Source organism: Nonomuraea jabiensis, from assembly GCF_014204795.1.
Taxonomy (GTDB): domain Bacteria; phylum Actinomycetota; class Actinomycetes; order Streptosporangiales; family Streptosporangiaceae; genus Nonomuraea; species Nonomuraea jabiensis.
On record NZ_JACHMB010000001.1, the window covers coordinates 5,038,705 to 5,061,457 of the forward strand.

Annotated in this window: 23 protein-coding genes and 1 riboswitch; of the genes, 9 read left to right on the forward strand and 14 right to left on the reverse strand. The window is 71.1% G+C overall.

Translation table 11 applies throughout. From position 1 onward, the window contains the following. Nucleotides 1-49: 49 nt before the first annotated feature. Nucleotides 50-439 carry a glycine cleavage system protein GcvH gene (gene gcvH / locus HD596_RS23280; RefSeq protein ID WP_185071452.1) on the reverse strand — a complete coding sequence of 130 codons (390 nt, stop codon included), beginning with the start codon at nt 437-439 and terminating at the stop codon, nt 50-52. Further along, complete coding sequence (gene gcvT / locus HD596_RS23285; protein WP_185071453.1) at nt 436-1,521, reverse strand: glycine cleavage system aminomethyltransferase GcvT; 1,086 nt, start codon at nt 1,519-1,521, stop codon at nt 436-438. Before gcvT ends, gcvH begins: the two co-directional genes overlap by 4 nt. A gap of 132 nt (nt 1,522-1,653) precedes the next feature. Next, nucleotides 1,654-1,751: riboswitch (glycine riboswitch) on the reverse strand. Nucleotides 1,752-1,845: 94 nt separating this feature from the next. Between gcvT and HD596_RS23290 the strand changes: the two genes are divergently transcribed. Further along, complete coding sequence (locus HD596_RS23290) at nt 1,846-2,682, forward strand: hypothetical protein (RefSeq protein ID WP_185071454.1); 837 nt, start codon at nt 1,846-1,848, stop codon at nt 2,680-2,682. Between the two features lie 6 nt (nt 2,683-2,688). On the opposite strand, the gene HD596_RS23295 is transcribed toward HD596_RS23290, so the two are convergent. Genes HD596_RS23295 through HD596_RS23310 form a run of 4 tightly spaced genes read right to left on the reverse strand, consistent with a single transcriptional unit; the run spans nt 2,689 to nt 6,896 of the window. Beyond that, nucleotides 2,689-3,378, reverse strand: coding sequence for a gamma-glutamyl-gamma-aminobutyrate hydrolase family protein (locus HD596_RS23295; RefSeq protein ID WP_185071455.1), 690 nt, complete (start codon nt 3,376-3,378; stop codon nt 2,689-2,691). Between the two features lie 27 nt (nt 3,379-3,405). Continuing rightward, nucleotides 3,406-4,170 carry a 3-oxoacyl-ACP reductase gene (locus HD596_RS23300; protein ID WP_313044654.1) on the reverse strand — a complete coding sequence of 255 codons (765 nt, stop codon included), beginning with the start codon at nt 4,168-4,170 and terminating at the stop codon, nt 3,406-3,408. A 2-nt stretch (nt 4,171-4,172) separates the two neighbouring features. Further along, complete coding sequence (locus HD596_RS23305) at nt 4,173-5,516, reverse strand: aldehyde dehydrogenase family protein (RefSeq protein ID WP_185071457.1); 1,344 nt, start codon at nt 5,514-5,516, stop codon at nt 4,173-4,175. Nucleotides 5,517-5,525: 9 nt separating this feature from the next. Then, a complete protein-coding gene (locus HD596_RS23310; RefSeq protein ID WP_185071458.1) occupies nt 5,526-6,896 on the reverse strand; it encodes a glutamine synthetase family protein in 1,371 nt (456 codons plus the stop codon). Between the two features lie 125 nt (nt 6,897-7,021). Between HD596_RS23310 and HD596_RS23315 the strand changes: the two genes are divergently transcribed. From HD596_RS23315 to HD596_RS23330, 4 genes are read left to right on the forward strand one after another with little or no spacing between them, the layout of a single operon-like run. Continuing rightward, the gene (locus HD596_RS23315; RefSeq protein ID WP_185078663.1) at nt 7,022-7,726 is read left to right on the forward strand and encodes a FadR/GntR family transcriptional regulator; all 705 of its coding nucleotides are present in this window, start codon (nt 7,022-7,024) and stop codon (nt 7,724-7,726) included. A 46-nt stretch (nt 7,727-7,772) separates the two neighbouring features. Continuing rightward, on the forward strand, nt 7,773-8,528 hold the full coding sequence (locus tag HD596_RS23320) for a hypothetical protein (RefSeq protein ID WP_185071459.1): 756 nt from the start codon (nt 7,773-7,775) through the stop codon (nt 8,526-8,528). Nucleotides 8,529-8,531: 3 nt separating this feature from the next. After that, the gene (locus HD596_RS23325; RefSeq protein WP_185071460.1) at nt 8,532-8,855 is read left to right on the forward strand and encodes a hypothetical protein; all 324 of its coding nucleotides are present in this window, start codon (nt 8,532-8,534) and stop codon (nt 8,853-8,855) included. Next, nucleotides 8,855-9,547 carry a nucleotidyl transferase AbiEii/AbiGii toxin family protein gene (locus tag HD596_RS23330; protein WP_185071461.1) on the forward strand — a complete coding sequence of 231 codons (693 nt, stop codon included), beginning with the start codon at nt 8,855-8,857 and terminating at the stop codon, nt 9,545-9,547. The genes HD596_RS23325 and HD596_RS23330 overlap by 1 nt, the downstream gene beginning before the upstream one ends. Here the strand turns inward: HD596_RS23330 and HD596_RS23335 are convergent. The 5 genes from HD596_RS23335 to HD596_RS23355 all read right to left on the reverse strand — a co-directional run bounded on the left by HD596_RS23335 (nt 9,514) and on the right by HD596_RS23355 (nt 15,163). Further along, entirely contained in the window at nt 9,514-10,314 is an 801-nt protein-coding gene (locus HD596_RS23335) for an SGNH/GDSL hydrolase family protein (RefSeq protein ID WP_185071462.1), read from the reverse strand. The two genes, HD596_RS23330 and HD596_RS23335, sit on opposite strands and share 34 nt — an antisense overlap. After that, nucleotides 10,311-10,886 (reverse strand): PadR family transcriptional regulator, encoded by a 576-nt coding sequence (locus HD596_RS23340; RefSeq protein WP_185071463.1) that lies wholly within the window; start codon nt 10,884-10,886, stop codon nt 10,311-10,313. The genes HD596_RS23335 and HD596_RS23340 overlap by 4 nt, the downstream gene beginning before the upstream one ends. Before the next feature lie 59 nt (nt 10,887-10,945). After that, a complete protein-coding gene (locus tag HD596_RS23345; RefSeq protein WP_221519474.1) occupies nt 10,946-12,436 on the reverse strand; it encodes a nickel/cobalt transporter in 1,491 nt (496 codons plus the stop codon). After that, nucleotides 12,433-13,632 (reverse strand): tetratricopeptide repeat protein, encoded by a 1,200-nt coding sequence (locus HD596_RS23350; RefSeq protein ID WP_185071464.1) that lies wholly within the window; start codon nt 13,630-13,632, stop codon nt 12,433-12,435. The genes HD596_RS23345 and HD596_RS23350 overlap by 4 nt, the downstream gene beginning before the upstream one ends. A gap of 154 nt (nt 13,633-13,786) precedes the next feature. Further along, entirely contained in the window at nt 13,787-15,163 is a 1,377-nt protein-coding gene (locus HD596_RS23355; RefSeq protein WP_185071465.1) for a DUF4331 domain-containing protein, read from the reverse strand. Between the two features lie 229 nt (nt 15,164-15,392). Between HD596_RS23355 and HD596_RS23360 the strand changes: the two genes are divergently transcribed. The 3 genes from HD596_RS23360 to HD596_RS23370 all read left to right on the forward strand — a co-directional run bounded on the left by HD596_RS23360 (nt 15,393) and on the right by HD596_RS23370 (nt 20,176). Continuing rightward, the gene (locus HD596_RS23360) at nt 15,393-17,099 is read left to right on the forward strand and encodes an ABC transporter ATP-binding protein (RefSeq protein WP_313044655.1); all 1,707 of its coding nucleotides are present in this window, start codon (nt 15,393-15,395) and stop codon (nt 17,097-17,099) included. 104 nt (nt 17,100-17,203) lie between these two features. Continuing rightward, nucleotides 17,204-18,853 carry a urocanate hydratase gene (hutU, locus tag HD596_RS23365; protein WP_221519475.1) on the forward strand — a complete coding sequence of 550 codons (1,650 nt, stop codon included), beginning with the start codon at nt 17,204-17,206 and terminating at the stop codon, nt 18,851-18,853. Nucleotides 18,854-19,339: 486 nt separating this feature from the next. Then, complete coding sequence (locus tag HD596_RS23370; protein ID WP_185071468.1) at nt 19,340-20,176, forward strand: MurR/RpiR family transcriptional regulator; 837 nt, start codon at nt 19,340-19,342, stop codon at nt 20,174-20,176. Here HD596_RS23370 and HD596_RS23375 read toward each other — a convergent pair. From HD596_RS23375 to HD596_RS63830, 3 genes are read right to left on the reverse strand one after another with little or no spacing between them, the layout of a single operon-like run. Beyond that, complete coding sequence (locus HD596_RS23375) at nt 20,156-20,905, reverse strand: ABC transporter permease (RefSeq protein WP_185071469.1); 750 nt, start codon at nt 20,903-20,905, stop codon at nt 20,156-20,158. The two genes, HD596_RS23370 and HD596_RS23375, sit on opposite strands and share 21 nt — an antisense overlap. Then, complete coding sequence (locus HD596_RS23380; protein ID WP_221519476.1) at nt 20,902-21,855, reverse strand: ATP-binding cassette domain-containing protein; 954 nt, start codon at nt 21,853-21,855, stop codon at nt 20,902-20,904. The genes HD596_RS23375 and HD596_RS23380 overlap by 4 nt, the downstream gene beginning before the upstream one ends. Before the next feature lie 34 nt (nt 21,856-21,889). After that, nucleotides 21,890-22,021: a hypothetical protein gene (locus tag HD596_RS63830; RefSeq protein WP_281398270.1), complete on the reverse strand. Its 132-nt coding sequence runs from the start codon at nt 22,019-22,021 to the stop codon at nt 21,890-21,892. Nucleotides 22,022-22,060: 39 nt separating this feature from the next. Here HD596_RS63830 and HD596_RS23385 point away from each other — a divergent pair, with 39 nt between their 5' ends. After that, nucleotides 22,061-22,747: an SDR family oxidoreductase gene (locus tag HD596_RS23385; protein ID WP_185071470.1), complete on the forward strand. Its 687-nt coding sequence runs from the start codon at nt 22,061-22,063 to the stop codon at nt 22,745-22,747. Nucleotides 22,748-22,753: the final 6 nt, after the last annotated feature.

Consider the following 22,753-nt stretch of genomic DNA (forward strand, 5'->3'; position numbering starts at 1 on the left):
GCGCCCTTCATGCTGGGGCCGGGGCCCGCGCGGGGCCCCGGCAAAAAGGTCAGGAATCGCCTGAGGTGAGCGCCTTGTACTCCTCGGCGGTGAGCACGTCCTCGGCGTCGCCCTCGACGCGCACCCGGAACATCCAACCGTCGCCGTACGGGTCACTGTTGACCAGGCTCGGGTCGTCGACCACGGCCTGGTTCACCTCGACGATCTCGCCCCCGACGGGGGTGTAGATGTCGCTCACCGACTTGGTCGACTCCACCTCGCCGACGGATTCGCCCGGCTCGACGGTCGAGCCGACGTCCGGGAGCTGCACGAAGACGACGTCACCAAGAGATTCGGCGGCGAAGGCCGTGACGCCGATGGTCACGGTCAGGCCGTCGTCGAGGCCGGCCACCCACTCGTGCTCCTTGGTGTAGCTCAGCTCGTCAGGGATGTTGCTCACTTGTTCCTCCTGTAGAAGGGCAGCTCAACCAGGTCCATAGGTTCATGGCTGCCCCGGATGTCCACGGCCAGGCCTGACTCGGCGCCGGTGTCCACGTAGGCCATCGCGATGGGCCTGCCCAGGCTCTGGGAGGGCGCACCGCTGGTGACCTCGCCGACGACGGCGCCGTCTTTGGTGACCGGGTAGCCGTGGCGCGGCACCCGGCGTCCCCGCGCGACCAGGCCGACGAGCCGGCGCCGGGGCGGGTCGTCCTTGACCGCCTCGAGCGCCGACCGGCCGACGAAGTCGCCCGGCTTGTCGAATTTCACCACTCTGCCCAGCCCCGCGTCGAACGGGGTCAGCTCGACGCTCAGCTCGTTGCCGTAGAGGGGCATGCCGGCCTCGAGCCTGAGGGTGTCGCGGCTGGACAGGCCGGCGGGCTTGAGGCCGTGCGGCTCGCCCGCCGCCATGAGCGCGTGCCAGAGCGGCACCGCGTCCTGGTTGGCGACGAACAGCTCGAACCCGTCCTCGCCGGTGTAGCCGGTGCGGGCGATCAGGGCCTGCCGCCCGTCGACCAGGTCGGGCAGGCCCGCGTAGTACTTGAGCCCGTCGAGGTCGGCGTCGGTGAGGGTGGCGAGGATCTCCTGGGATCGGGGTCCCTGAACGGCGATCAGCGCATACTGGTCCGACCGGTCCTCGACGAGCACGTCATACGCCTTCGACCGCTCAATCAGCTCTTTTGCCACTTTTTCGTAGTTCGAGGCGTTTGCCACGACCATGAACTCGTCGTCGTCGAGTCGGTAGACGATGAGGTCGTCGAGTACCCCGCCCCGCTCGTTGACGATCATGGTGTACCTGGCCCGCCCGGTCGCCAGCGCCGACAGATGGCCGACCAGCGCGTAGTCGAGCGCCTGCCCGGCCTGCGGTCCGGTCAGGAAGATCTCGCCCATGTGGGAGAGGTCGAACAGCCCGGCCGCCTGGCGAACGGCGTTGTGTTCCGCGGACTCGCTCCCGTATCGGAGCGGCATGAGCCACCCGGCGAAGTCGGTGAGCGTGGCGCCGAGGCTCTCGTGAACGTCTCGTAGCGGTGTTGGTCGGGACATTTGTCGCACCTCTGGACAGGGTTGGATGCCAGCATCCTCCCCCTCTGTCATCGATGCCTGAGAGCTTCGCCCGAGTTTTGCCGGACTTTCACCTTCGGCGAGGCCCCGCGGGCCTGCTTTCCAGAGGTCACCATAGGCCGCGCGGTCCTTTGCCTTGAGAGGTTTGCGGGGAGGGCTTGCTCCTTCAGGGACCCTGACCGGCTGTCAGGGTGCTCTCCCGCACGGTTTCGCCGGTGATGCCCGCCAGCCTAGTGCCGCGATGGGGTCGTTGTCGCGTTCTGCTCGCTCATGAACCACTCCGGGGGGTGGTGACGTCGTAAGGATATGAATCGGCGAACGGCGGCTTTCGGCCTGCTGACCACCCTGGCCCTGGCGGGCTGCGGCGCATCGGAGGCGGCGGGCACGGTGTCCCCGACCCGTTACGAGGCGAACGGGACGGTGCTCGAAGGCGGCGGGCACGGGCCGCAGCTGTGCATGATGGTCATGGAGTCGTCGCCACCCCAGTGCGGCGGTCCGGACGTCGCCGGCTGGGACTGGAACAAGGTGGACCACGAGTCGCAGGGCGGCGTGAAGTGGGGCGAGTACCGCGTCGTGGGCACCTGGGACGGCACCAGGCTGACGCTCACCGAGCCGCCGGGCGCCAAGGCGGCGGCCCCCGCCCACGAGGAGGACTTCACCAGCCCGTGCCCGGCGCCGGAGGGTGGCTGGCGGCCGGTCGATCCCGCCAAGGCCACGCAGCGGGCGCTGGAGGAGGCGATGGCGCGGGCCGGCACGGCCGAGGAGTTCGCGGGCGCCTGGCTGGACCAGAGCTACATGAAGGGGCTCCCCGCCGAGTCGCCGGAGGCCAACGACCCGCGGCGGCTGGTGCTCAACCTGAAGTTCACCGGCGACCTGTCCGGCCGCGAGGCGTGGATCCGTGAGGTGTGGGGCGGCGCGCTGTGCGTCAGCGGCGCGGCGCGCAGCCAGCGCGAGCTGGAGACGATCCAGCGGGAGGTCGAGGCCGAGCTGGGCGACCGTCTCGTCTCGGCCTCCTCCAGCGTGCGGGGCAACCAGGTGACCGCGCAGGTCTGGGTGGCCACCGACGAGCAGCGTCGCGACCTCGACGCCAGGCACGGTGCCGGAGCCGTGGTGCTGGACGGCGTGCTCAGACCAGTGGGATGAGAGCGGTCAGCAGGCTGACACGAGCGCCTCGAAGAGGGCGCCGTCCTCGGCCGCCTCGGGGTGCCACTGCACGGCCACGGCGAAGGGGGCCGAGTCCAGCTCGACCGCCTCGATCGTGCCGTCATCGGCGGTGGCGGTGACCTTGAGACCGGGCGCGAGCCGGTCGATGGCCTGGTGGTGGTAGTGGGGGACGGTCACGGGCTCGGTGCCCAGCGCCTTGGCCAGGCGGCTGCCGGGGACGGGCGTGACGGGCAGCGGGCCGAACCGGCCGGGGGCGGGGGAGTGGCCGGTGTGCCCCACGACGTCGGGGAGGTGCTGGTGGAGGCTGCCGCCGAGGGCGACGTTGAGCACCTGGAGGCCGCGGCAGATGCCGAGGTACGGCAGGCCGGCGTCGAGGGCCGCCGCCATCAGCCCAAACTCCGCCTCATCCCGAAATTTCCGGACGTAGCCGATTTGATCCCCCGGTTCCTGCCCGTACCGGGCCGGATCGACGTCCCCGCCACCGGCCAGGATCAGGCCGTCCAGCCGGCCGACGACCTGCGCGGGCTCGCCGGCCGGCGGCAGCACGATCGGCTGCCCGCCGGCGCGTACGACCTGCTCCACGTACATGTACGGCAGGAGCGCCACGGTCATGTCCCAGACCGTGAACTTCGCCGGCTCCACGTACGACGTGATGCCGATGACGGGACGCTGCACGATGACCCCCGAGAGACCGGACCAGAGCTAGAGCGGCGTGACGTAGGCGCCGGAGATGCCCCCGTCCACCAGGAACTCGCTACCCGTGATGAACGACGCGTCGTCGCTGGCCAGGAACGCCACCGCCGCGGCGATCTCCGACGCCTCGGCGAAGCGCCCGACGGGGATGTGCACCAGCCGCCGCTGCGCCCGCTCCGGGTCCTTGGCGAACAGCTCCTGCAGCAACGGCGTGTTCACCGGCCCGGGGCACAGCGCGTTCACCCTGATGCCCTCCCGGGCGAACTGCACGCCCAGCTCGCGCGACATCGCCAGCACGCCGCCCTTGGAGGCCGTGTACGAGATCTGCGAGGTCGCCGACCCCATGACGGCCACGAACGACGCGGTGTTGATGATCGAGCCCTTGCCCTGCCGCTGCATGTACGGGATGGCGTGCTTGCAGCAGAGGTAGACGCTGGTCAGGTTCACCTCCTGCACCCGGCGCCAGGCGTCGATGCCGGTCTCCAGGATCGAGTCGTCGTCGGGCGGCGAGATGCCCGCGTTGTTGAAGGCGATGTCCACGCTGCCGTAGGTGTCGAAGGCGGTCCGGAACATCCTGGCGACGTCGTCCTCGTCGGTGACGTCCGCCTTGACGAAGAGGCCGCCGACCTCGTTCGCGGCCTTGACGCCCGCCTCCTCGTCGACGTCCGCGCAGACGACCCTGGCGCCCTCCTCGGCGAACCTGCGGGCCGTGGCCAGCCCGATGCCGCTGCCCGCGCCGGTGATGACGGCCACCCGATCCTGCAAACGCTGCACTTTCACTCCCACGAGATGAAGACGTTCTTGGTCTCGGTGAACGCCGCCAGGGCGTCAGGGCCGAGCTCCCTGCCGAGACCGGACTGCTTGAAGCCGCCGAACGGGGTCCAGTAGCGGACCGACGAGTGCGAGTTGACCGAGAGCGCGCCCGACTCGACGGCCCTGGCCACGCGGAGCGCCCGCCCGACGTCGCGGGTCCAGATGGAGCCGCTCAGGCCGTACGGGGTGTCGTTCGCGACGCGTACGGCCTCCGCCTCGTCCTCGAAGCGCACCACGGACACGACGGGCCCGAAGATCTCCTCGGTGAAGGCCGGGTCGGTGGGCTCCGGCGTCAGCACGGTCGGCGGGAACCAGTAGCCCCTGCCTTCGGGGCAGGATCCCTGCAGGTAGGGGGTGCCCTGGACGAAGCCGCGCACCCGGTCGAGGTGTTCGGCGCTGATCAGCGGGCCCATCTCGGTGCCCTCGTCGAGCGGGTCGCCGACCTTGACGCCGCGCACGGCCGCCGCCAGGCGCTCCATGAACTCGTCGTACACCTCGGCCTGGACGAGCAGGCGGGAGCGGGCGCAGCAGTCCTGGCCCGAGTTGTCGAAGACCGCGTACGGCGCCGTCCTCGCCGCCTTGTCGAGATCCGCGTCGGCGAAGACGATGTTGGCGGACTTGCCGCCCAGCTCCAGCGTGACCCGCTTGACCTGCCGTGCCGCCTTGGCGGCGATCTCCTTGCCCACCTCGGTCGAGCCGGTGAACACGATCTTCGCCACGCCGGGATGCTCGACGAGCCGGGCCCCCGCGACCTCCCCTGCCCCAGGCAGCACCTGGAGCACCCCCTCGGGGAGGCCCGCGGCGAGGGCCAGCTCAGCCAGCCTCAGCGCGGTCAGCGGGGTCCATTCGGCCGGCTTGACGATCACCGTGTTGCCGGCGGCGAGCGCCGGGGCGACGCCCCAGGTCATGATCACCATGGGGAAGTTCCACGGCACGATGACGCCGACGACGCCCAGCGGCTCCTGGAACGTGAGGTCCACGCCGCCCGGCACCGGGATCTGCTTGCCGTGGTTGCGCTCGGGGGCACCGGCGTAGAAGTGCAGCACGTCGCGTACGTTGCCGGCCTCCCACCGGGCGTTGCCGATCGGGTGCCCGGCGTTGGCCAGCTCCAGCCGCGCCAGCTCCTCGCCGTGCTCGTCCACCAGGTCGGCGAACCTGCGCAGCAGCCGCGCCCGGTCCCCGGGCGACACCTCGCGCCAGGTCGCGTACGCGTGCCTGGCACGCTCCACCGCCCGGTCCACCTCGGCGGCGTCGGCCAGTTCGACGTCGGCGAGGACGTCCTCCGTCGCCGGATTAACGATCTTCATGTGCTTCTTTCACATCCGCTCGAAACCACGGAACAGCTCCCAATCCGTCACCGCCGCGTCGAACGCGGCCAGCTCCACGCGCGCGTTGTTCGCATAGTGCTCGACCACGTCCTCGCCGAACGTCTCGCGGGCCAGCTTCGACCCCTCGAACAGCGCCAGCGCGTCCCGCAGCGTGTGGGGCACGCTCTCGGCGCCGGAGTCGTAGGCGTTGCCCTCGAACGCGCTCTCCAGCGGCAGCTCGTTGTCGATGCCGTGCAGCCCGGCCGCGACCAGCGCGGCCACCGCGAGGTAGGGGTTGACGTCGCCGCCCGGCACCCGGTTCTCCACGCGCAGCGACGGCCCGTGGCCGACGAGCCGGAGCGAGCAGGTGCGGTTGTCCACGCCCCACTTGACGGCCGTGGGCGCGAAGCTGCCGGGGACGTAGCGCTTGTAGGAGTTGATGTTGGGGGCGTACAGGAGGGTGAGCTCGCGCAGGCAGGCGAGCTGCCCGGCGATGAAGTGGGCGCCGAGCGGGGAGAGCCCGTGGGGCCCGTCGCCCGCCATCACCGGATCCCCGTCGCCGCCGCGCAGCGAGATGTGGATGTGGCAGGAGTTGCCCTCGCGCTGGTTGGGCTTGGCCATGAAGGTGATCGACTTGCCCTCCTGGGCGGCGATCTCCTTCGCGCCGTTCTTGTAGATGACGTGGTGGTCGCAGGTCGTGAGCGCCTCGTCGTAGCGGAAGGCGATCTCGTGCTGGCCCAGGTTGCACTCGCCCTTGGCGGACTCGACGTACAGGCCGGCGCCTTCCATGTTCCGGCGGATCCGGCGCAGCAGCGGCTCGATGCGGGCGGTGCCGAGCAGCGAATAGTCCACGTTGTAGAGGTTGGACGGTGTCATGTCCCGGTAGCCGCGCTTCCAGGCGTCCTCGTAGCTGTCCTCGTAGACGCAGAACTCCAGCTCGGTGCCCACGTACGCGGTCAGCCCCCGCTCGGCGAGGCGGGCGAGCTGCCTGCGCAGGATCTGGCGGGGCGAGGCGGTCACGTCGCCGCCGCCCTCCCAGGCGAGGTCGGCCATCAGCATGGCCGTCCCCTCGTGCCACGGCACCCTGCGCAGGGTCGCGAGGTCCGGCTTCATCACGAAGTCGCCGTAGCCCCGCTCCCAGGACGACATCGCGTAGCCGCCGACGGTGTTCATGTCCACGTCGACGGCGAGCAGGTAGTTGCACCCCTCGGAGCCGTGGTGCAGCACCTCTTCGAGGAAATAGCGGGCGGACAGTCGCTTGCCCTGCAGCCTGCCCTGCATGTCGGCGATCGCGAGGAGCACGGTGTCGATGCGGCCGAGCGCCACCTCGTCGCGCAGCTCGCTGACGGAAAGGAATCCGGCGCTCGATCTCTCGCTCACGCTGTCCCCGCTCCGATCTGGCCAGAGGCGCTTTCCCGTTGATTGGGCTAGTCTTAGACCATTGATGTGTATGGCGGGATCCGTTGTCAAGACCTGAGGACACGTTGGACGAGTCGGCGCGGTTGATGACGGTGTTGCGCCCGGTGCGGGCCGGCAACGCCTTCGAGGAGACGGTGGAACGGCTGCTCCAGGCCATCAAGCTCGGCGTGGTCCCGCCCGGCGACAAGCTCCCGCCGGAGCGCGAGCTGGCCGTGCGGCTCGGCATCAGCCGGGTCACCCTGCGCGAGGCGATCCGCGCGCTGTCGGAGGCGGGCTACCTCGACGTGCGCAGGGGCCGGTACGGGGGCGCCTTCGTCACGTACGTTCCTCCCCAGCCGGACGCGGGCGACCTGCGGCAGGTCGTGGCGGAGATGGGCAGCGACGACCTGTCGGACGCGCTCACGTTCCGCCTGGCGGTGGAGTGCGGGGCGGCCCAGGTGCTGGCCGCCTCCCGCCTCGCGGAGGACAGGCGGCAGGTGCTCCTGCAGCGGCTGTCGGAGCTGAACGAGGCCCCGATCGAGGACTACCGCCGCCTCGACACGGCCTTCCACCTGTCGATCGCCGAGCTGACCGGCTCGACCCTGCTCGCCACGGCGTGCGCGGACGCCCGCTCGCGGGTGAGCGACCTGCTGAACGCGATCCCCATGCTCCAGGTCAACCTGGATCACGCCGCCGTCCAGCACCGGGCCATCGTGGACGCCATCCTGGCCGGCGACCCGGACGGGGCCCGCCGGGCGGTCACCGAGCACCTGGAGGGCACAGCAGCCCTTTTGCGGGCCTTCCTCGCTTGAAGGTCTAGAAGGTGCAGGGGCCCTCGTACCATCTCTTTCTAGAGTCATGGAGAACTGGTTCGCGCACAACATCGTCGCTACGGGACGGCTGCCGCTGTTCTGTTACTTCGTCACGCTCATCGTGGCGTTCATCGCCACGCGCATCAACGTCCGCCTGATCAGGGCGAAGGTCGGTTGGTTCCGCAACGTGAACGTGGGCGAGATGCACATCCACCACATCGTGTTCGGCGTGGTGCTGATGCTGGTCGGCGGGGTCAGCGGGCTCATCGTGTCCTCCGCCTCGCAGGTCGGCTACGCCGTCGCGGCCTCCATCTTCGGCATCGGGTCGGCGCTCGTGCTGGACGAGTTCGCGCTGATCCTGCACCTGCACGACGTGTACTGGGAGGAGGAGGGGCGCACCTCGGTGGACGCGGTCTTCATCGCGATCGCCGTCACGGGCCTGCTCCTCATCGGCCTGCGCCCCCTGACCTGGGACTACGGCACCCTGGTCAACCCCGGCGCGCTCATCGTGGCCAACCTGGCGCTCGCCGTCGTCACCCTGCTCAAGGGCAAGATCTGGACGGGGATGGCCGGCCTGTTCGTGCCGCCGATGCTGGTGGTGGGCGCGATACGGCTGGCCCGCCCCGGCTCCCCGTGGGCCCGCTGGTTCTTCGCCCAGCGCTCGCCGCGCAAGATGGCCAAGGCCATCCACCGGGAGGAGCGGTGGCGGCGGCCGGCGATCAGGGCCAAGATCGCCTTCCAGGAGTTCCTCTCAGGGCATCACGATCTCCCTTCCACGCGGCGCGACCGTTGGCATACTTGAGCCATGGCACTTCCTTCGATCTACGAAGGGCTCGAAGAGAAGGTCCCTGACTCTTTGGGTGACCTTCACGGCCCGGCCGACGGCGTGGTCGCCCTGCCGCCCCATCTGGCGTGGTCGGGGCTGACGAAATTCGACCTGTCCAATTTCAGGCTGCGCCTGTCGATGTACAAAATCGTGATCACCGCCGGTCAGCGAGCCGATTACGAGACGTACCTCAACGCCGATCATCTCGTCGCCGACTGGCCGTTGCTGCGGAAGGGGCTCGGGCGCGGTTACCGGCGCGCTTTGGAGCAGAAGCTCGCGTTGCCGCGCGAGATTCTCGCCTGATGTACTTCCCGCCCTTTCAGGAGCGGCTGCTCCATGCCGTCATGCCCGTCTGCGATCGCTACGGCCTGGTGCTCGCGGGTGGCTATGCGATCAAGGCACACGGCTTCACGGACCGGCCGAGCAAGGACCTCGACTTCGCCACAGCAGAGGAAACGCCGCTGCCTGACGTGGCCGACGGTGTTCTTGGAGCGTTCCAGAGAGCTGGACTCAACGCGTGGATCATCGAAGTCACGCCTCGGATGGGCCGCTTGATGATCGAGGACACGATCACCGGTGAGACCTGTGAATTCGACCTTCTACGCGAGGCGTTACAGGAACGGCCGATCATCTGCGGCATGTTGAAGGTGCTTGGCTTGGAAGACGCGATCGGACTCAAGATGCGAGCGCTGCACGAGCGCAGCTATGCGCGCGACATCATCGACATCGCCTCGGTGGGCCACCTGTACACCTTCCGCGCACTCGAACGCCTCGCCAAGGTGCACCACGACGAGTTCTCGCTTTATGAGCTGGCTTCGCGGCTGGAGGCCGTCGATTTCATAGACGACGAGGAGTTCGAGCGCTACGGCATCGGCGAGGCGCGGATCAAGGAGATCCGCTGCTTCGCGCTGGACTGGCTGGAGGACATCAAGCTGCGGCGGGCGGATGACGGGGACATCGACTACGACGACCCGGATTTGCCGGACATCGACTGATTCCCGGTGATCACCGGGGTGAGCAGCGGGCGCTTGGCGGTGCGGCCGGCGCCGGAGGACTGGCCGAGGAGGCGGCGGCCGATCCACGGGCCGGCGAAGGTGGCCAGCCAGCGCACCTCCGCCGACGCCGCGCGCCAGGCGCGCAGGGCGGGCAGCGGCGTCAGGGGTGTCGCCCAGGTGTCGTCGCTGCCGGGCAGGTCCAGGGCGTGGGCGACGGCGGCGGCGAAGCGGGCGTGCCCGGCCGGGCTCGCGTGCAGCCGGTCGGCGCTCCACATCCGGGCATCGGTGAAGTCGAGCGGGAACGTGTCCACCAGCGTGACCCCCGGGCGGGCGGCGGCCACGCGGACGCGGGCGTTGAACTCGATCAGCCTGGGCCGGAGCGGGCGGGCCATCGGCGCGATCCTGGCGATGTCGGGGAAGGTCATGGTCACCACGTGCACGCCCGCGGCGGTCAGGCGGACGATCATGTCCTCCACGATGCCCGCCACCCTGGCGGCGTCGAAGCCGGGGCGGATGATGTCGTTCATGCCCGCCATGACCGTGACCAGGTCGGGCCGGAGCGCCAGGGCGGCGGGCAGTTGCTCGGCCCGGATCTCGGCCGCCTGGCGGCCGCGGACCGCGAGGTTGGCGTAGAGCAGCTCCGGGTTGGCGGCGGCCAGGTGCTCGGCGAGGCGGTCGGCCCAGCCGCGGTGGCCGGTGACGTCGTCGCCGTCCCCGAGGCCCTCGGTCTGGCTGTCGCCGATGGCGACGTAACGCGCGTAGGTCATGGCTTCGTCCTCTCCGCGCGGGCCGCGCGTTCGGTCAGGGTCCGGGCGGTCTCCAGGCACCAGTCGCGCATCTCGCGCTCCAGGCGGCAGCCGGCCAGGCAGGACAGGTAGGGGCCGACGTGCTCGCCCCGGCGCAGGAACGTCTCCTCGTCCTGGTCGCCGCGCAGGCGCAGGAGGGTCTGCTCGAAGAAGGCGAGCTTGACCGCGGCCTCCTCGGCCCGCTCCCGGAGCTGCTCGATCACGGGCCCCGGGTCGACGTGGTCCACGGCGTGCACCTTGACGGCGAGGTCGTCGCGGAGGAGCAGGGGCTTGGGCGGGGTCGCGGCGAAGGCCGCCAGCTCGGCGGCGCCGGCCTCGGTGACCGTGAACACCCGCTTGTTGGGCCGGCCCGTCTGGACGACCTCCCGGCCCGCGATCAGCCCGTGGGCCTCCAGCTTGGTCAGCTCCGCGTAGAGCTGCTGGGGGGCGGCGTACCAGAAGTTGGAGACGCCGACGTCGAAGATCTTGGTGAGTTGGTAGCCGCTGTACTCGCCGCCGAGCAGGGCCGCCAGCACGGCGTGCCTCAGAGCCATGGATAGTCATGTCCATGAGTAGTCATGGACATGACTATAGAGGCGCGGGCGTACGGACGCTAGAGGGTGGCCACCGAGCGGAGGGCCAGGCCCGCGCCGAGCAGCACCACCATCGCGGCCGTGCCCACCGGGGCCAGGCCCGAGAGCCGGGCGGCCAGGCGGCGGCCCGCCGTGGCGCGCTGTTCCAGGCGGTCCACCAGCTTGACCAGCAGGAGGCCGGTGGCGGTGAGGGTGGCGGCCATGCCGATGCCGTACGCGGTCACCAGCGCCACGCCGAACCAGGTGCGGCCGAGCGCGATGGCGCCGAGGAGCACCACGAGGGCCGACGGGCTGGGGACGAGCCCGCCCGCGATGCCGAGACCCACCAGCCCTGCCCGCTTTGTCGCCTCCTCGCCGCCATGTCCGTGGCCATGCCCGTGCCCGTGGCCATGTCCGTGCCCGTGGCCGTGCCCGTGACCATGCCCGTGGCCGTGCAGGGAGGTGCCGCGGCGGGCGTTCAGGAGGAGGCGGAAGCCGATGACGGCGATCAGCGCGCCGCTGGCCACCCCCAGCCACGCCAGCACGGACTCGCCCGCCAGCGCCGTGAACGCGCTCAGCAGCAGCCCCACCACCAGCACCCCGACCGTGTGCGTGGCCGTCACCGTCGCGCCCACCACGAGCGCGTCGCGCGGGCGCCCGCGCCGCCCCGCCAGGTACGCGGCCATGATGGTCTTGCCGTGCCCGGGGATCAGCGCGTGCCCGGCGCCCAGCACCACCGCCAGCCCGACCGCCAGCAGCCCGAGCGGGAGCGTCAGCGAGTCGGCGCCGACCAGCCCGGCGAACGTCCGGTCCAGGGCGGCCAGCGCGTCCCCGACCGGCCCGCCGACGCCGATCCCGCCGGACCCGATCCCGCCGGACCCGGGGCCGCCGGGCGCGCCGGAGCCGCCCTGGCCGGGCAGGCCCGCGCCGGGCGCGACGGTCATCGTCGCGGTGCGCTGGTCGAGCGGATCGGCCAGCAGGTCCTCCGGGTAGGCGTGCAGCTCCTCGCTCGCGCTCACCGACGGCACCGACGAGCGGACCAGGCGCACCCCGTCGCCCACCGCCGTGATCTCCCGCCAGCCGATCCTGTCCTGCTCGAACCCGTCGGCGAACTCCACGGCCCCCGAGGCGCGCACTCCGGCCACGAGCCGGCAGGTCAGGCGGCTGGTCTGGAGGCCCCCTTGGCCGGGGGCGTAGGCGAAGGCGGAGCCGGCCACCCGCCACGGCACCGTCCTGCCCGCCACCGTGAGCCGCTGGGCGGCGGCCAGCGCGCCGCAGCGGCGGGCCGCGTACGAGGCGTCCACCTGCGGCTTGGCCTGCAGCGTGGGCAGCTCGGCGGCGTCCACGACGGCGAGGTTGCGCACGTCGGTGGGCGAGATCCGCAGCCCGTTGTAGTGGTTGACGGTGAAGTTGCCCAGCGGGTGCATCGCCACGGGCGCCGCCTTGGCCGCGGTGACCAGGACGACGCTCAGGCACAGCGACAGCACCAGGCCCGTCGCGACGGACAGCAGGCCGAGCCGGATGACTCTCATGAGAACCTCGCCAGTGCGGACAGTGTCGGGTCGAAGCCGGCGTCCACCTTGACGGACCGGCCCAGCGCCTGCTCGATCCTGGCGCGGTGATACTTCAGCAGCGGGTTCCGCCAGCCGGTCGCCGTGGCCTTCTTGGCGTACGGCAGCGCCTCGGCCGGCTTGCCCGCCTTGAACAGGGCCCAGGCGAGGGCGTCGGTGGCGACGAGGTTCGGGTTGCGGGCGTACTCGGCCCTGGCGTGCTCGACCGCCAGCGCCGGGTCCCCGTGGTCGGCCTCGAACTCGGCCCAGGTCAGGTCGTCACGCACGCCCGCCGCCTGGAACAGCCTGCGCTGCGCCTTCAGCAGGGTCCAGTCGGCGGGCCGGCCCGCCTTGATCTGGGTCTCGCCCTGCTCGATCAGGTATTGGGGGAGCGGGAGGCGTTCGACGACGCTCCGGTAGAGGTCGAGCGCCTCGCTCAGGCGGCCGCTCAGCGCGGCGGTCCTGGCCTGGCCCGCGAGCGCCGGGGTGTAGCCGGGGTGGGCCTGCAGGGCCTGGGCGTACCAGCCGGCCGCCGCGGCCAGGTCGCCGGAGTGGAGGGCCAGCTCGCCCAGGTAGTAGCGGGCGTAGGCGAGGTCGGCCGGCTGCCAGGCGTCGTTCTGCGCCATTTCGAGGTACTCGCGGGCCTTGGCCGTGTCGCCGCGCAGCTCGGCCGCGTACGAGGCGCGGGCGAAGGCCGCCACTCCCGGGCGCAGGCCCAGCATCTCGTCCACGGCCCGCTGCGCCCCGCGCAGGTCCCCGAGCTGCGTCCGCGCGTCGGCCAGCACGCCGTAGGCCGGGGCGCCGTACGGGTTGATGTCGATCGCGCGCTCGGCCAGCCGTACCGCCTCGGCGAACTCGTGGCGCCCGGCGGCCAGCGCCGCCTGGCCGGTGAGCACCGCGTCGTCCCCGGCCCTCAGCCTGGCGGCGGTGGCGATCGCGCCCTCCGCCTTCGTGTAGTACGACGGGTCGCCGGTGATCCTGGCCTGGTCGACGTACTGGGAGGCGAGCTGGGCCCAGCCGCGGTAGTCGCCCGGCAGGCGCTTGAGCCGATCCTGCAGCGTCTCGGTGGACGGCTGGTCCGCCACCGGCCCCGGCGCGGGCGCCGCCGGGAACGACAGGATCGTGAAGGTCATGGCCCCGATGAGGGCAAGCCCGGCGAAGATCACGAAGGCACGCATGTCCAAGGCTCCAGGGTGCTGGGGAGTCGGCCGGCCGGCCGTGACGGGGAGCACGGCCGGCCGGCCTCGTGTCGGCGGCAGACGGTGGGAGACGGGGTCTGCCGCCGGGGGGGCTGACCGGCCCGCTTGGAGAGGGAGCGGGCCGGTCGGGGAGTCAGCGCTGGTTCACCGCGACGTTGCTCGGCAGCGGGATGTACGGGAACGACTGGAGGATCGGCTTGTCGTTCCTGTCCACCTTGTCCGTCAGCCCGGGCACGAGCTTGCCGGTCACCGCGGCGCCGGCCACGGCCTGCAGCGCGATGTCCACGACATCGTCGGTGAGCCGGCGGCCGTTCGGGAACCCCTGCAGGTCACCGGCCAGCACGCCGAGGCGGTTCGGGTCCTTGGCGGGCGGGATCGCCATGTTCAGCCGCAGCATCTCGGCGGGGCGCAGCTTGCCGGCGTCCTTGTTGAGCACCTGCGAGTTCAGGTCCGCCTTGATCGGGCCGTTCTGCTTGGCGATGCCGGTCAGGAAGATCTCGACCAGGTCGTCGCGCGGGGTCGCGGGGGCCTTGATGCCGTAGATGGCCTCCAGCAGCCTGGCCACCTCGGGGTCGGTGACCCGCTTGACCAGCGGCGCCACGTCGGCGTCCCGCTCCGGGGGCAGGGCGTTGAAGGCGTCCTTGAGCCCGGCGGGCGAGACGACCTCGTTCACCAGCGGGTTGCACAGGCGCGAGACCTGCACGTACCTGCTGCCGTTGAACTTGTCGGTGGTCGAGCAGACGCCGATCACCGGGTTGCGCCTGACGTCGCCCCTGAGCGCCAGCTCGGAGGAGGGCACCTGGAGGGCCACGCTGTTCACGTTGTAGCCCCTGGTGGTGTCCTGGCCGACCTCGGACAGGTTGCCGCCGTAGAGCAGGTCGAACACGCGCAGGTCCAGGAAGAACGCCTCGTCCGCCTGGCCGGCGAACGTCTTGCCGCCGCCGGGCAGGCTCTTGATGGACTGGGCGCGCAGGGTGCCGTAGTCGGGCATCGAGGCCGGGCCGACGTTGCTCGGGGCGACGATGCCGTCGTGGACCAGCGTCCGGGTGCCGTGCGGAGTGATCTTCCTGAGCGTGTAGCGCTGGCGGAAGAACAGGTTCGGGTCGTCGAGCGAGGTGACGGGGCCGTTGTTGTAGAGGAACGTGGTGTTGCCGCGCTTGTCCTCGTTGCGGAACGTCCACTCGTACGTGATGTCGGGCCTGGCGTCGCCGTCGTTGTCGATCTTTATGTTGTAGCGGGACTTCGTGGCGAACGGGTAGAAGTTCGGGCCGCCGTGGGGCTCCTCGAACGGGATCCAGTTGGCCAGGAGGGTCACCGTGTCGGCCTTGTCGGGGCTCACGAACGCGTACACGTCCGTGTTGTCGTGCTGGGGGTCGCCCGCGATCATGGGAGCCTCGCGGTGCGAGGAAGCGATGCCGGAGTCGGTGCGGAGCACGGCCAACGACGACGCGGCGACAGCTGCGGCGAGGCCAAGTCCGACCAGAGCGCGCCGGTTGATCCGGAGCTCCATTTTCGGTCCTTTCGAAGGGCTGATCGTTTTGCTGCGAGGTTCCGGCCGGGTTCCTCGACGCCCTATTCGTCCGCCGGACGCTTCCGGATGTCGTCTCCTCCTCAAGAATGAGGGTCAACGAAAGTTGACATACTTAGGTCGTCAATTTAGGTTGACCCTGTCGAAGCGGTGCGGATCGCGCGGTCCCGTTCGTTGGAGCAAGTCGAGACATGTCGTGGAAGGAGATGTGGTGGTCAAGGAGTTGCTCTCCCATGTCCGCCCGCACCGGAAGACCCTGGTCCTGGGCGGGTTACTGGGCTTGATCGGCTCGGCGGCGGGTCTCGCCATGCCGTTGCTGGCCAAATACGTCGTGGACGCGTTCGGCAAGGCCGGCTCGATGGCCGGGCCGCTGCTGGGGTTGACCGCGGCGGTGCTGATCGGCGCGGTCGTGTCGGCCGCCGGCAGCTATCTGATGGAACGTACGGGCGAGGGCATCGTGCTCGGCGCCCGGCGCAAGCTCGTGGACCGGATGCTGCGGCTCAAGGTCGCCGACGTGGACCGGCTCAAGCCGGGCGACCTGCTGTCGCGGGTGACGGGTGACACGACCTTGCTGCGGGCCGTGCTGACCAACGGGATCGTCGAGTCCGTCAGCGCCACGTTCATGCTGGTCGGGGCGATCATCATGATGGCGACCATGGACGGCGTGCTGCTGCTGGTCACGCTGCTCGTGGTGGTGGTGATCGGCGGGCTCGTCGCGCTGATCATGCCGAGGATCCAGCGGGCGCAGACCCATGCCCAGGAGGCCGTGGGCGAGATGGGGGCCGTGCTGGACCGGGCGCTGCAGGCGTACCGGACCGTGAAGGCCAGCGGCGCGGAGGAGCGGGAGATCGCGGTGGTGGGCGACGCGGCGGTGCGCGCCCGCGACCGGGGGCTGCAGGTCGCCGGGTGGACGTCGCTCGCGGGAGTGGCGACGTGGATGGCGGTGCAGATCGCGTTCCTCGCCGTGCTGGCCGTCGGCGGGGCCAGGGTCGCGTCGGGCACGCTGGAGGTGTCGTCGCTGATCGCGTTCCTGCTGTACCTGTTCTACCTGGTGCCGCCGATCGGGCAGCTCGTCCAGGGCGGCGTCCAGCTCCAGCAGGGGCTGGCCGCGATGAAGCGGATCAAGGAGATCGAGGACCTGCCCGCCGAGCCGGTCAGCGCCGCCGTCGCGGGGACCGGCGAGCCGGTCGGGGTGACGTTCCAGGACGTGGTCTTCAAGTACGGCGACGACCGGCCGACCGTGCACGACGGGGTCACCTTCGAGGTGCCGCCCGGCGGGCTGACCGCGCTGGTGGGGCCGTCGGGGGCGGGCAAGTCGACGGTGTTCGCGCTGATCGAGCGCTTCTACGACCACCAGAAGGGGCTCATCACCGTCGGCGGGCGCGACATCCGCGACTGGCCGCTGGGCGAGCTGCGGGCCGCCCTCGGGTACGTCGAGCAGGACGCCCCCGTGCTGGCCGGCACCCTCCGGGAGAACCTGCTCTTCGCCGCCCGGGACGCCACCGAGGACGAGCTGCTCCGGGCCGTCGCCCGTACCAGGCTCGACGACCTGGTGGACAGGCTGCCCGAAGGGCTGGAGACGCCGGTCGGGCACCGCGGCGTGCTGCTGTCGGGCGGCGAGCGCCAGCGGGTCGCCATCGCCAGGGCGCTGCTGCGCAAGCCGAGGCTGCTGCTGCTCGACGAGGCCACCTCCCAGCTCGACGCGGTCAACGAGCTGCGGCTGCGCGAGGTCATCGCCGAGGTGGCCGCGGAGACGACCGTGCTGGTGATCGCCCACCGGCTGTCCACCGTCACGAACGCGGACCGGATCGTGGTCATGGAAGGGGGCGGCGTACGGGCGGTCGGGACGCACGAGTCGCTGGTCGGGGAGGACGAGCTCTACCGGGAGCTGGCCGCCACCCAGTTCCTCGTCGGCTGATCCATGCAGGCGCGAGCTCCGCTGCCTGCAACGGCCCGCTGCGACGCGGTCCCGTTGTACTCTGCGGGTGACATATGTGAATGTTTTCATTCAGGAGGGTCACGATGAGCCGCAGCGTGCGCGCGCCGCGAGGCACGACGATCACCGCCAAGGGGTGGCCGCAGGAGGCGGCGCTCCGCATGCTCCAGAACAACCTGGACCCGGAGGTCGCCGAGCACCCCGAGCAGCTGGTCGTCTACGGCGGCTCGGGCAAGGCCGCGCGTGACTGGGCGTCGTTCGACGCGCTGGTCAGGACGCTGACGACGCTCGAGGGCGACGAGACCCTCCTGGTCCAGTCGGGGCGCCCGGTGGGCGTGTTCCGCACCCATGAGTGGGCGCCCCGGGTGCTCATCGCCAACTCCAACCTCGTGCCCGACTGGGCCAACTGGGAGGAGTTCCGGCGGCTGGAGGCGGCCGGGCTCACCATGTACGGGCAGATGACCGCCGGGTCGTGGATCTACATCGGCACGCAGGGCATCCTGCAGGGGACGTACGAGACGTTCGCGGCCGTGGCCGCCAAGCGCTTCGGTGGGTCGCTGGCCGGGACGATCACGCTGACGGCCGGCCTAGGCGGGATGGGCGGCGCCCAGCCCCTGGCCGTCACCATGAACGGCGGCGTGGCGATCTGCGTCGACTGCGACCCGCGCTCGGTCACGCGGCGGATCGAGCACCGCTACCTCGACGTGGAGGCGTCGTCGCTGGACGAGGCGCTGCGGCTGGCGTACGCGGCGCGCGACGAGCGCCGCCCCCTTTCCATCGGGGTCGTCGCGAACGCCGCGGAGGCCGTGCCCGACCTGCTCGCCCGCGGGGCCGAGATCGACATCGTCACCGACCAGACCTCGGCGCACGACCCCCTGATGTACCTGCCGCTGGGGGTCGCCTTCGAGGACATGGCCTCGGAGCGGGACAAGGACCCCGCCGGCTTCACCGAGCGGGCCCGGACCTCGATGGCACGGCACGTGGAGGCGATGGTCGGGTTCAAGGACGCCGGGGCGGAGGTGTTCGACTACGGCAACTCCATCCGGGGCGAGGCGCAGCTCGCCGGGTACGGGCGGGCCTTCGACTTCCCTGGGTTCGTGCCCGCGTACATCAGGCCGCTGTTCTGCGAGGGCAAGGGCCCGTTCCGGTGGGCGGCCCTGAGCGGGGACCCCGCCGACATCGCCGCGACCGACCGGGCCATCCTGGAGCTCTTCCCCGAGAACGAGCCACTCGCCCGGTGGATCAGGAAGGCCGGGGAGAAGGTCCACTTCCAGGGGCTGCCCGCGCGGATCTGCTGGCTCGGGTACGGCGAGCGGAACGTCGCGGGGGAGCGCTTCAACGACATGGTGGCCTCGGGCGAGCTGCAGGCGCCCATCGTGATCGGGCGGGACCATCTCGACAGCGGCTCCGTGGCCTCGCCGTACCGCGAGACGGAGGCCATGGCGGACGGGTCGGACGCGATCGCGGACTGGCCGCTGCTGAACGCCATGCTCAACACGGCCTCGGGGGCCGCCTGGGTGTCCATCCACCACGGGGGCGGGGTCGGGATCGGGCGGTCCATCCACGCCGGCCAGGTGACGGTGGCCGACGGGACCGCGCTGGCGGGGGAGAAGCTGAACCGCGTGCTGACCAACGACCCTGGGACGGGGGTCATGCGGCATGTGGACGCGGGGTACGAGGAGGCCGCCGACGTGGCCGCGGCCCGCGGCGTCCGCATCCCGATGCGCGACTCCTGACCCACCGCCCGCGCGCCGGCCCGCCACCCCCGCCCACCGCGCCCCCCGGCCGGCCGCTGTGCGCGTTGCGCCGAGCTCCGCCGCACGCCGTCTCGCCGACCCGGCGCTTGGTTCCGGGGGTGCGCGGGAGTCGCCGGCTGGCCGCCGTGCGCGTTGCGCCGAGCTGCACCGTACGCCGTCTCGCCGATGCGGCGCTCGGTCGGTGGCCCGCACAGGCGATGCCGGTCCCCAGTGCGCGCGCACGTGCTGGCCGCCGTGCGTGTGGCGCTGGGTGGCGCTGTGCGAAGGGTGCCGTGCACGTGGTGCCGTGCGCGGGACGTCGTCGGTCGGCCGCCGTGGGCGTGGCGTCGTGCGCGGGGTGCAGTGCGTGGGGTGCTGTTCGACGCCTCGCCGGCCCCGCGCGGCCGGGGGGCGTTGGTGCAGCGTGGGGTGGGGGTTGTGGGGACTGTGGGATGAGAATGCGGGGCGGGAAGCGTTGGAGGTGGCGTGGCGGACGGATATCACGGTGGGCTGAGCGTGCTGCTGGATGGCCGGAGGCTGTCGCCCGTGCAGCGGAGGATCGCGCACTACCTCACCGAGCATCTCGATGAGGCGATCTTCCTGTCCAGCGTGGAGCTGGCCGAGCGGGCCGGGGTGAGCCAGCCGTCCGTGACCCGGTTCGCCATGGTGCTGGGGTTCGCCGGCTACCCCGAGCTGCGGCAGGCGTTGCGGCCGCTCGTGCTGGGCGGCGCGGAGGTGGCGCGGCCGCAGGAGAGCCTGCTGCGCGGCGCCATCGACTGCGAGATCCGCAACCTCGCGATCGTCAGGGAGCGGCTGCCGGCCTTCCCGCTCAAGGAACTCGGCGAGCAGCTGGCCGCCACCGAGCCGCTGCCCGTGGTGGGGCTGCGGGTCTCCTGCGGGCTGGCCACCACCTTCGCCTACTACGCCCGCCGCATCCACCCCGACGTGCGGCTGCTCACGCACGGCGGGTCGGAGCTGGTCGACGGGCTGCACGCGGCCCGCAGGGCGGGCGCGGAGTGGGTGGTGGCCGTGGTCCTGCCGAGGTATCCGGCGGAGGCCGTGCAGGCGCTGGAGTACGCGGAGAAGCTGGGGCTGCGCGTGGCGGCGATAACGGATAAGTCGGATTTCCCGGCGGAGGTCGTGCTGGACGCCCCCGTCGGCGACCGGCTCGTGTTCGACTCGCACGCCGCGCCGCTCGCCCTGGCCATGGCCCTGGTGGAGGCCATGGCCGACGCGGCGCCGCTGCGCACCCAGGCCCGGCTGGAGGAGTACGAGCGGATGACCGACGAGACCGGTACGTTCCTACCCGGCGATCCTGCGTAGCGAGCGCATCGACCAGACCGTGGTGAGCGCCGCCAGCACGATGAACACCGCGAACGCGATCGGGATCGACGAGTCCGACAACCGCCCGGCGAACAGCGCCCGCCCCGCTTCGACCGCGTGGTAGAGCGGGTTGATCGGGGCGAGCGTCTGCATCCAGCCGGGCGCGAACGAGATCGGGATGAACAGCCCGGCCAGCAGCATGACCGGCAGCATGAACAGGTTGAGCGTCTGCGACATGCCGTTCTCGTCGCGTACGGTCAGCGCCAGCCCCTGGGACAGCCCCGAGGCGAACAGCCCGGTGGCGGCCATGAGCAGCAGCACCAGCACCAGCTCGACGGCCCCGATGCGCACGCCCATCGCGATGGCCACGACGAGCACGAGGATCGCCTGGCACACCAGCACGATCATGTCCTTGGCCACCCGCCCGAGCACGATGGCCGGCCGCCAGGCGGGGCTGACGGCGTACCGTTCGAGCGAGCCGTTACGCAGGTCGGCGATCAGCCCGAACCCCGAGAACAGCGCCCCGAAGACCGCGATCATCATCATCGACGCCGGCGTGAACATCCGCAGCGCGTCCACCGTCGAGCCGCCCGGCGTCAGCGACTTCAGCAGCGGCGCGAACATGAGCAGGTACAGGACCGGCTGCATGATGCCGAACAGCGGCCAGATCGGGTTGCTGAACGCCTTCTTCAGCTCGTAGCCGGTGAACAGGGCGGTGTGGCGGATCATGAGGCGGCTCCGGTGTCGCGGAGGGAACGGCCGGTCTTGGCCAGGAAGACGTCGTCGAGCGTGGAACGGTCGAGCGCGATCGAGCTCAGCCCCAGCCCCTGCTCCTCAAGGACCCGCAGCAGCGCGGGCAGCGTGTGCTCGCCGTCGTCGACGTAGACGCGTAGCAGGTCCTCGTCGACGCGGGTCTCGCGGGCGTACGGCTTGAGCGTGTCCGCGGCCCGCTCAGGGTCGTCCACCCTGAGCGTGATCACGTCGCCGGAGACCTCCCGCTTGAGCTCCCCGGGCGTGCCCTCGGCCACGACCTCTCCGTGGTCGACGATCATGAGGCGGTCGCACAGCGCGTCGGCCTCGTCGAGGTAGTGGGTGCTGAGCAGCACGCTCGTGCCGGCCTCGCGCAGCTGCCTGATGCGGTCCCAGAGGTTGGCGCGGTTCTGCGGGTCGAGGCCGGTGGTGGGCTCGTCGAGGAAGAGCAGCGGCGGGTTGTGCACCAGCCCGATCGCGATGGCCACGCGCCGCTTCTGCCCGCCCGACAGGGTACGGCCGGGGCGGTCGGCCATCTCGGTCAGGTCGAAGCGCTCCAGCACCTCCGCGGTGGCCTGCTTCGGGTCGGCCACGGAGTGGATCTTGGCGGCCATCATGATCTGGGCCCTGGCGCTCGTGGTGTCCTCCACACCGCCGGCCTGGCTCACGTACCCGAGCTTGCGCCGGACGGCGGCGGGCTCCTTGAGCAGGTCGTGGCCCGCGATGGTGGCCCGGCCCGCGTCGGGGGCGATCAGCGTGGAGAGCATCCTGATCGTGGTGGTCTTGCCGGCCCCGTTGGGGCCGAGCACGCCGAAGATCTCGCCCTGCGCGACTTCGAGGTCCACCCCGCGGACGGCCTCCACGGTCTGCGTGCCCTTCCTGCTCCTGGTGGTGAACGTCTTCCGCAGGCCCTGCGCCTGGATGATCATTGGGGGGTCAGCTCCTTAGGGCAATTCGTCGGCCTCAACCCGTTCGATGCTTGGTGCCGAGGGCGTGTCCACGGATCTCGACGCTCAGTCTGAGCTGCTGCATCCTGCCATACAGCGCCTGCGGAATCTCCTGTTTTTCCAGCCGGTCCACGAACGTCAGCGCCACCAAATTTGAGTAGCTGTCAACATCAATAAGCTGACCTCCATGAACGAACGACCGACTGCGCTGGTCACAGGTGCTTCGCGCGGGATCGGCGCGGCTGTGGCCGAGGCGCTGGGCCCCACGCACCAGGTGATTCTCAACGGCCGCGACGAGGAGTCGCTGGCCGCCGTGGCGGCCGGGCTGCCCGACGCGCGGGTCTGGCCGGCGGAGCTGACGGCGCTCACGGAGGCGGACGTCGCCGGGATCGACCGGCTCGACGTGCTCGTCCACTCCGCCGGGATCAACCGGATGGGCCGGATCGCCGACCTGCCCGTGGCCGCGTGGCGCGAGACGCTGGAGGTGAACGTCGTCGCGGTCGCCGAGCTGACCCGGCTGCTGCTGCCCGCGCTGCGCACGGCCGAGGGACACGTGGTCTGCGTCAACTCGGGTTCGGGGCAGCGGGCCAACCCCGAGTGGGGCGCCTACGCGGCCAGCAAGTTCGCGCTGAAGGCGTTCGCTGATGCGCTGCGGCTGGAGGAGCCGCGGCTGCGGGTGACGACCGTCTACCCGGGCCGGACCGCCACCGACATGCAGCGCGAGCTGCGCCGCTACGAGGGCGGCGAGTTCGAGCCCGAGAAGTACCTCACGCCGCAGAGTGTGGCGCGGGCGGTGCTGGCCGCCGTCACCGCGGGCCCCGACGCCCACCTCACCGAGCTGACCCTCCGGCCCAGGGGAGGGCCTGTCAACTGAATGGAT

Coding starts and splice junctions, on each gene's coding strand:
- gcvT (WP_185071453.1), bottom strand. CDS start 1,521: ATGTCCCGACCAACACCGCTACGAGACGTTCACGAGAGCCTCGGCGCC.
- HD596_RS23290 (WP_185071454.1), top strand. CDS start 1,846: ATGAATCGGCGAACGGCGGCTTTCGGCCTGCTGACCACCCTGGCCCTG.
- HD596_RS23305 (WP_185071457.1), bottom strand. CDS start 5,516: ATGAAGATCGTTAATCCGGCGACGGAGGACGTCCTCGCCGACGTCGAA.
- HD596_RS23315 (WP_185078663.1), top strand. CDS start 7,022: ATGACGGTGTTGCGCCCGGTGCGGGCCGGCAACGCCTTCGAGGAGACG.
- HD596_RS23320 (WP_185071459.1), top strand. CDS start 7,773: ATGGAGAACTGGTTCGCGCACAACATCGTCGCTACGGGACGGCTGCCG.
- HD596_RS23325 (WP_185071460.1), top strand. CDS start 8,532: ATGGCACTTCCTTCGATCTACGAAGGGCTCGAAGAGAAGGTCCCTGAC.
- HD596_RS23330 (WP_185071461.1), top strand. CDS start 8,855: ATGTACTTCCCGCCCTTTCAGGAGCGGCTGCTCCATGCCGTCATGCCC.
- HD596_RS23335 (WP_185071462.1), bottom strand. CDS start 10,314: ATGACCTACGCGCGTTACGTCGCCATCGGCGACAGCCAGACCGAGGGC.
- HD596_RS23340 (WP_185071463.1), bottom strand. CDS start 10,886: ATGGCTCTGAGGCACGCCGTGCTGGCGGCCCTGCTCGGCGGCGAGTAC.
- HD596_RS23345 (WP_221519474.1), bottom strand. CDS start 12,436: ATGAGAGTCATCCGGCTCGGCCTGCTGTCCGTCGCGACGGGCCTGGTG.
- HD596_RS23350 (WP_185071464.1), bottom strand. CDS start 13,632: ATGCGTGCCTTCGTGATCTTCGCCGGGCTTGCCCTCATCGGGGCCATG.
- HD596_RS23355 (WP_185071465.1), bottom strand. CDS start 15,163: ATGGAGCTCCGGATCAACCGGCGCGCTCTGGTCGGACTTGGCCTCGCC.
- hutU (WP_221519475.1), top strand. CDS start 17,204: ATGAGCCGCAGCGTGCGCGCGCCGCGAGGCACGACGATCACCGCCAAG.
- HD596_RS23375 (WP_185071469.1), bottom strand. CDS start 20,905: ATGATCCGCCACACCGCCCTGTTCACCGGCTACGAGCTGAAGAAGGCG.
- HD596_RS23380 (WP_221519476.1), bottom strand. CDS start 21,855: ATGATCATCCAGGCGCAGGGCCTGCGGAAGACGTTCACCACCAGGAGC.
- HD596_RS23385 (WP_185071470.1), top strand. CDS start 22,061: ATGAACGAACGACCGACTGCGCTGGTCACAGGTGCTTCGCGCGGGATC.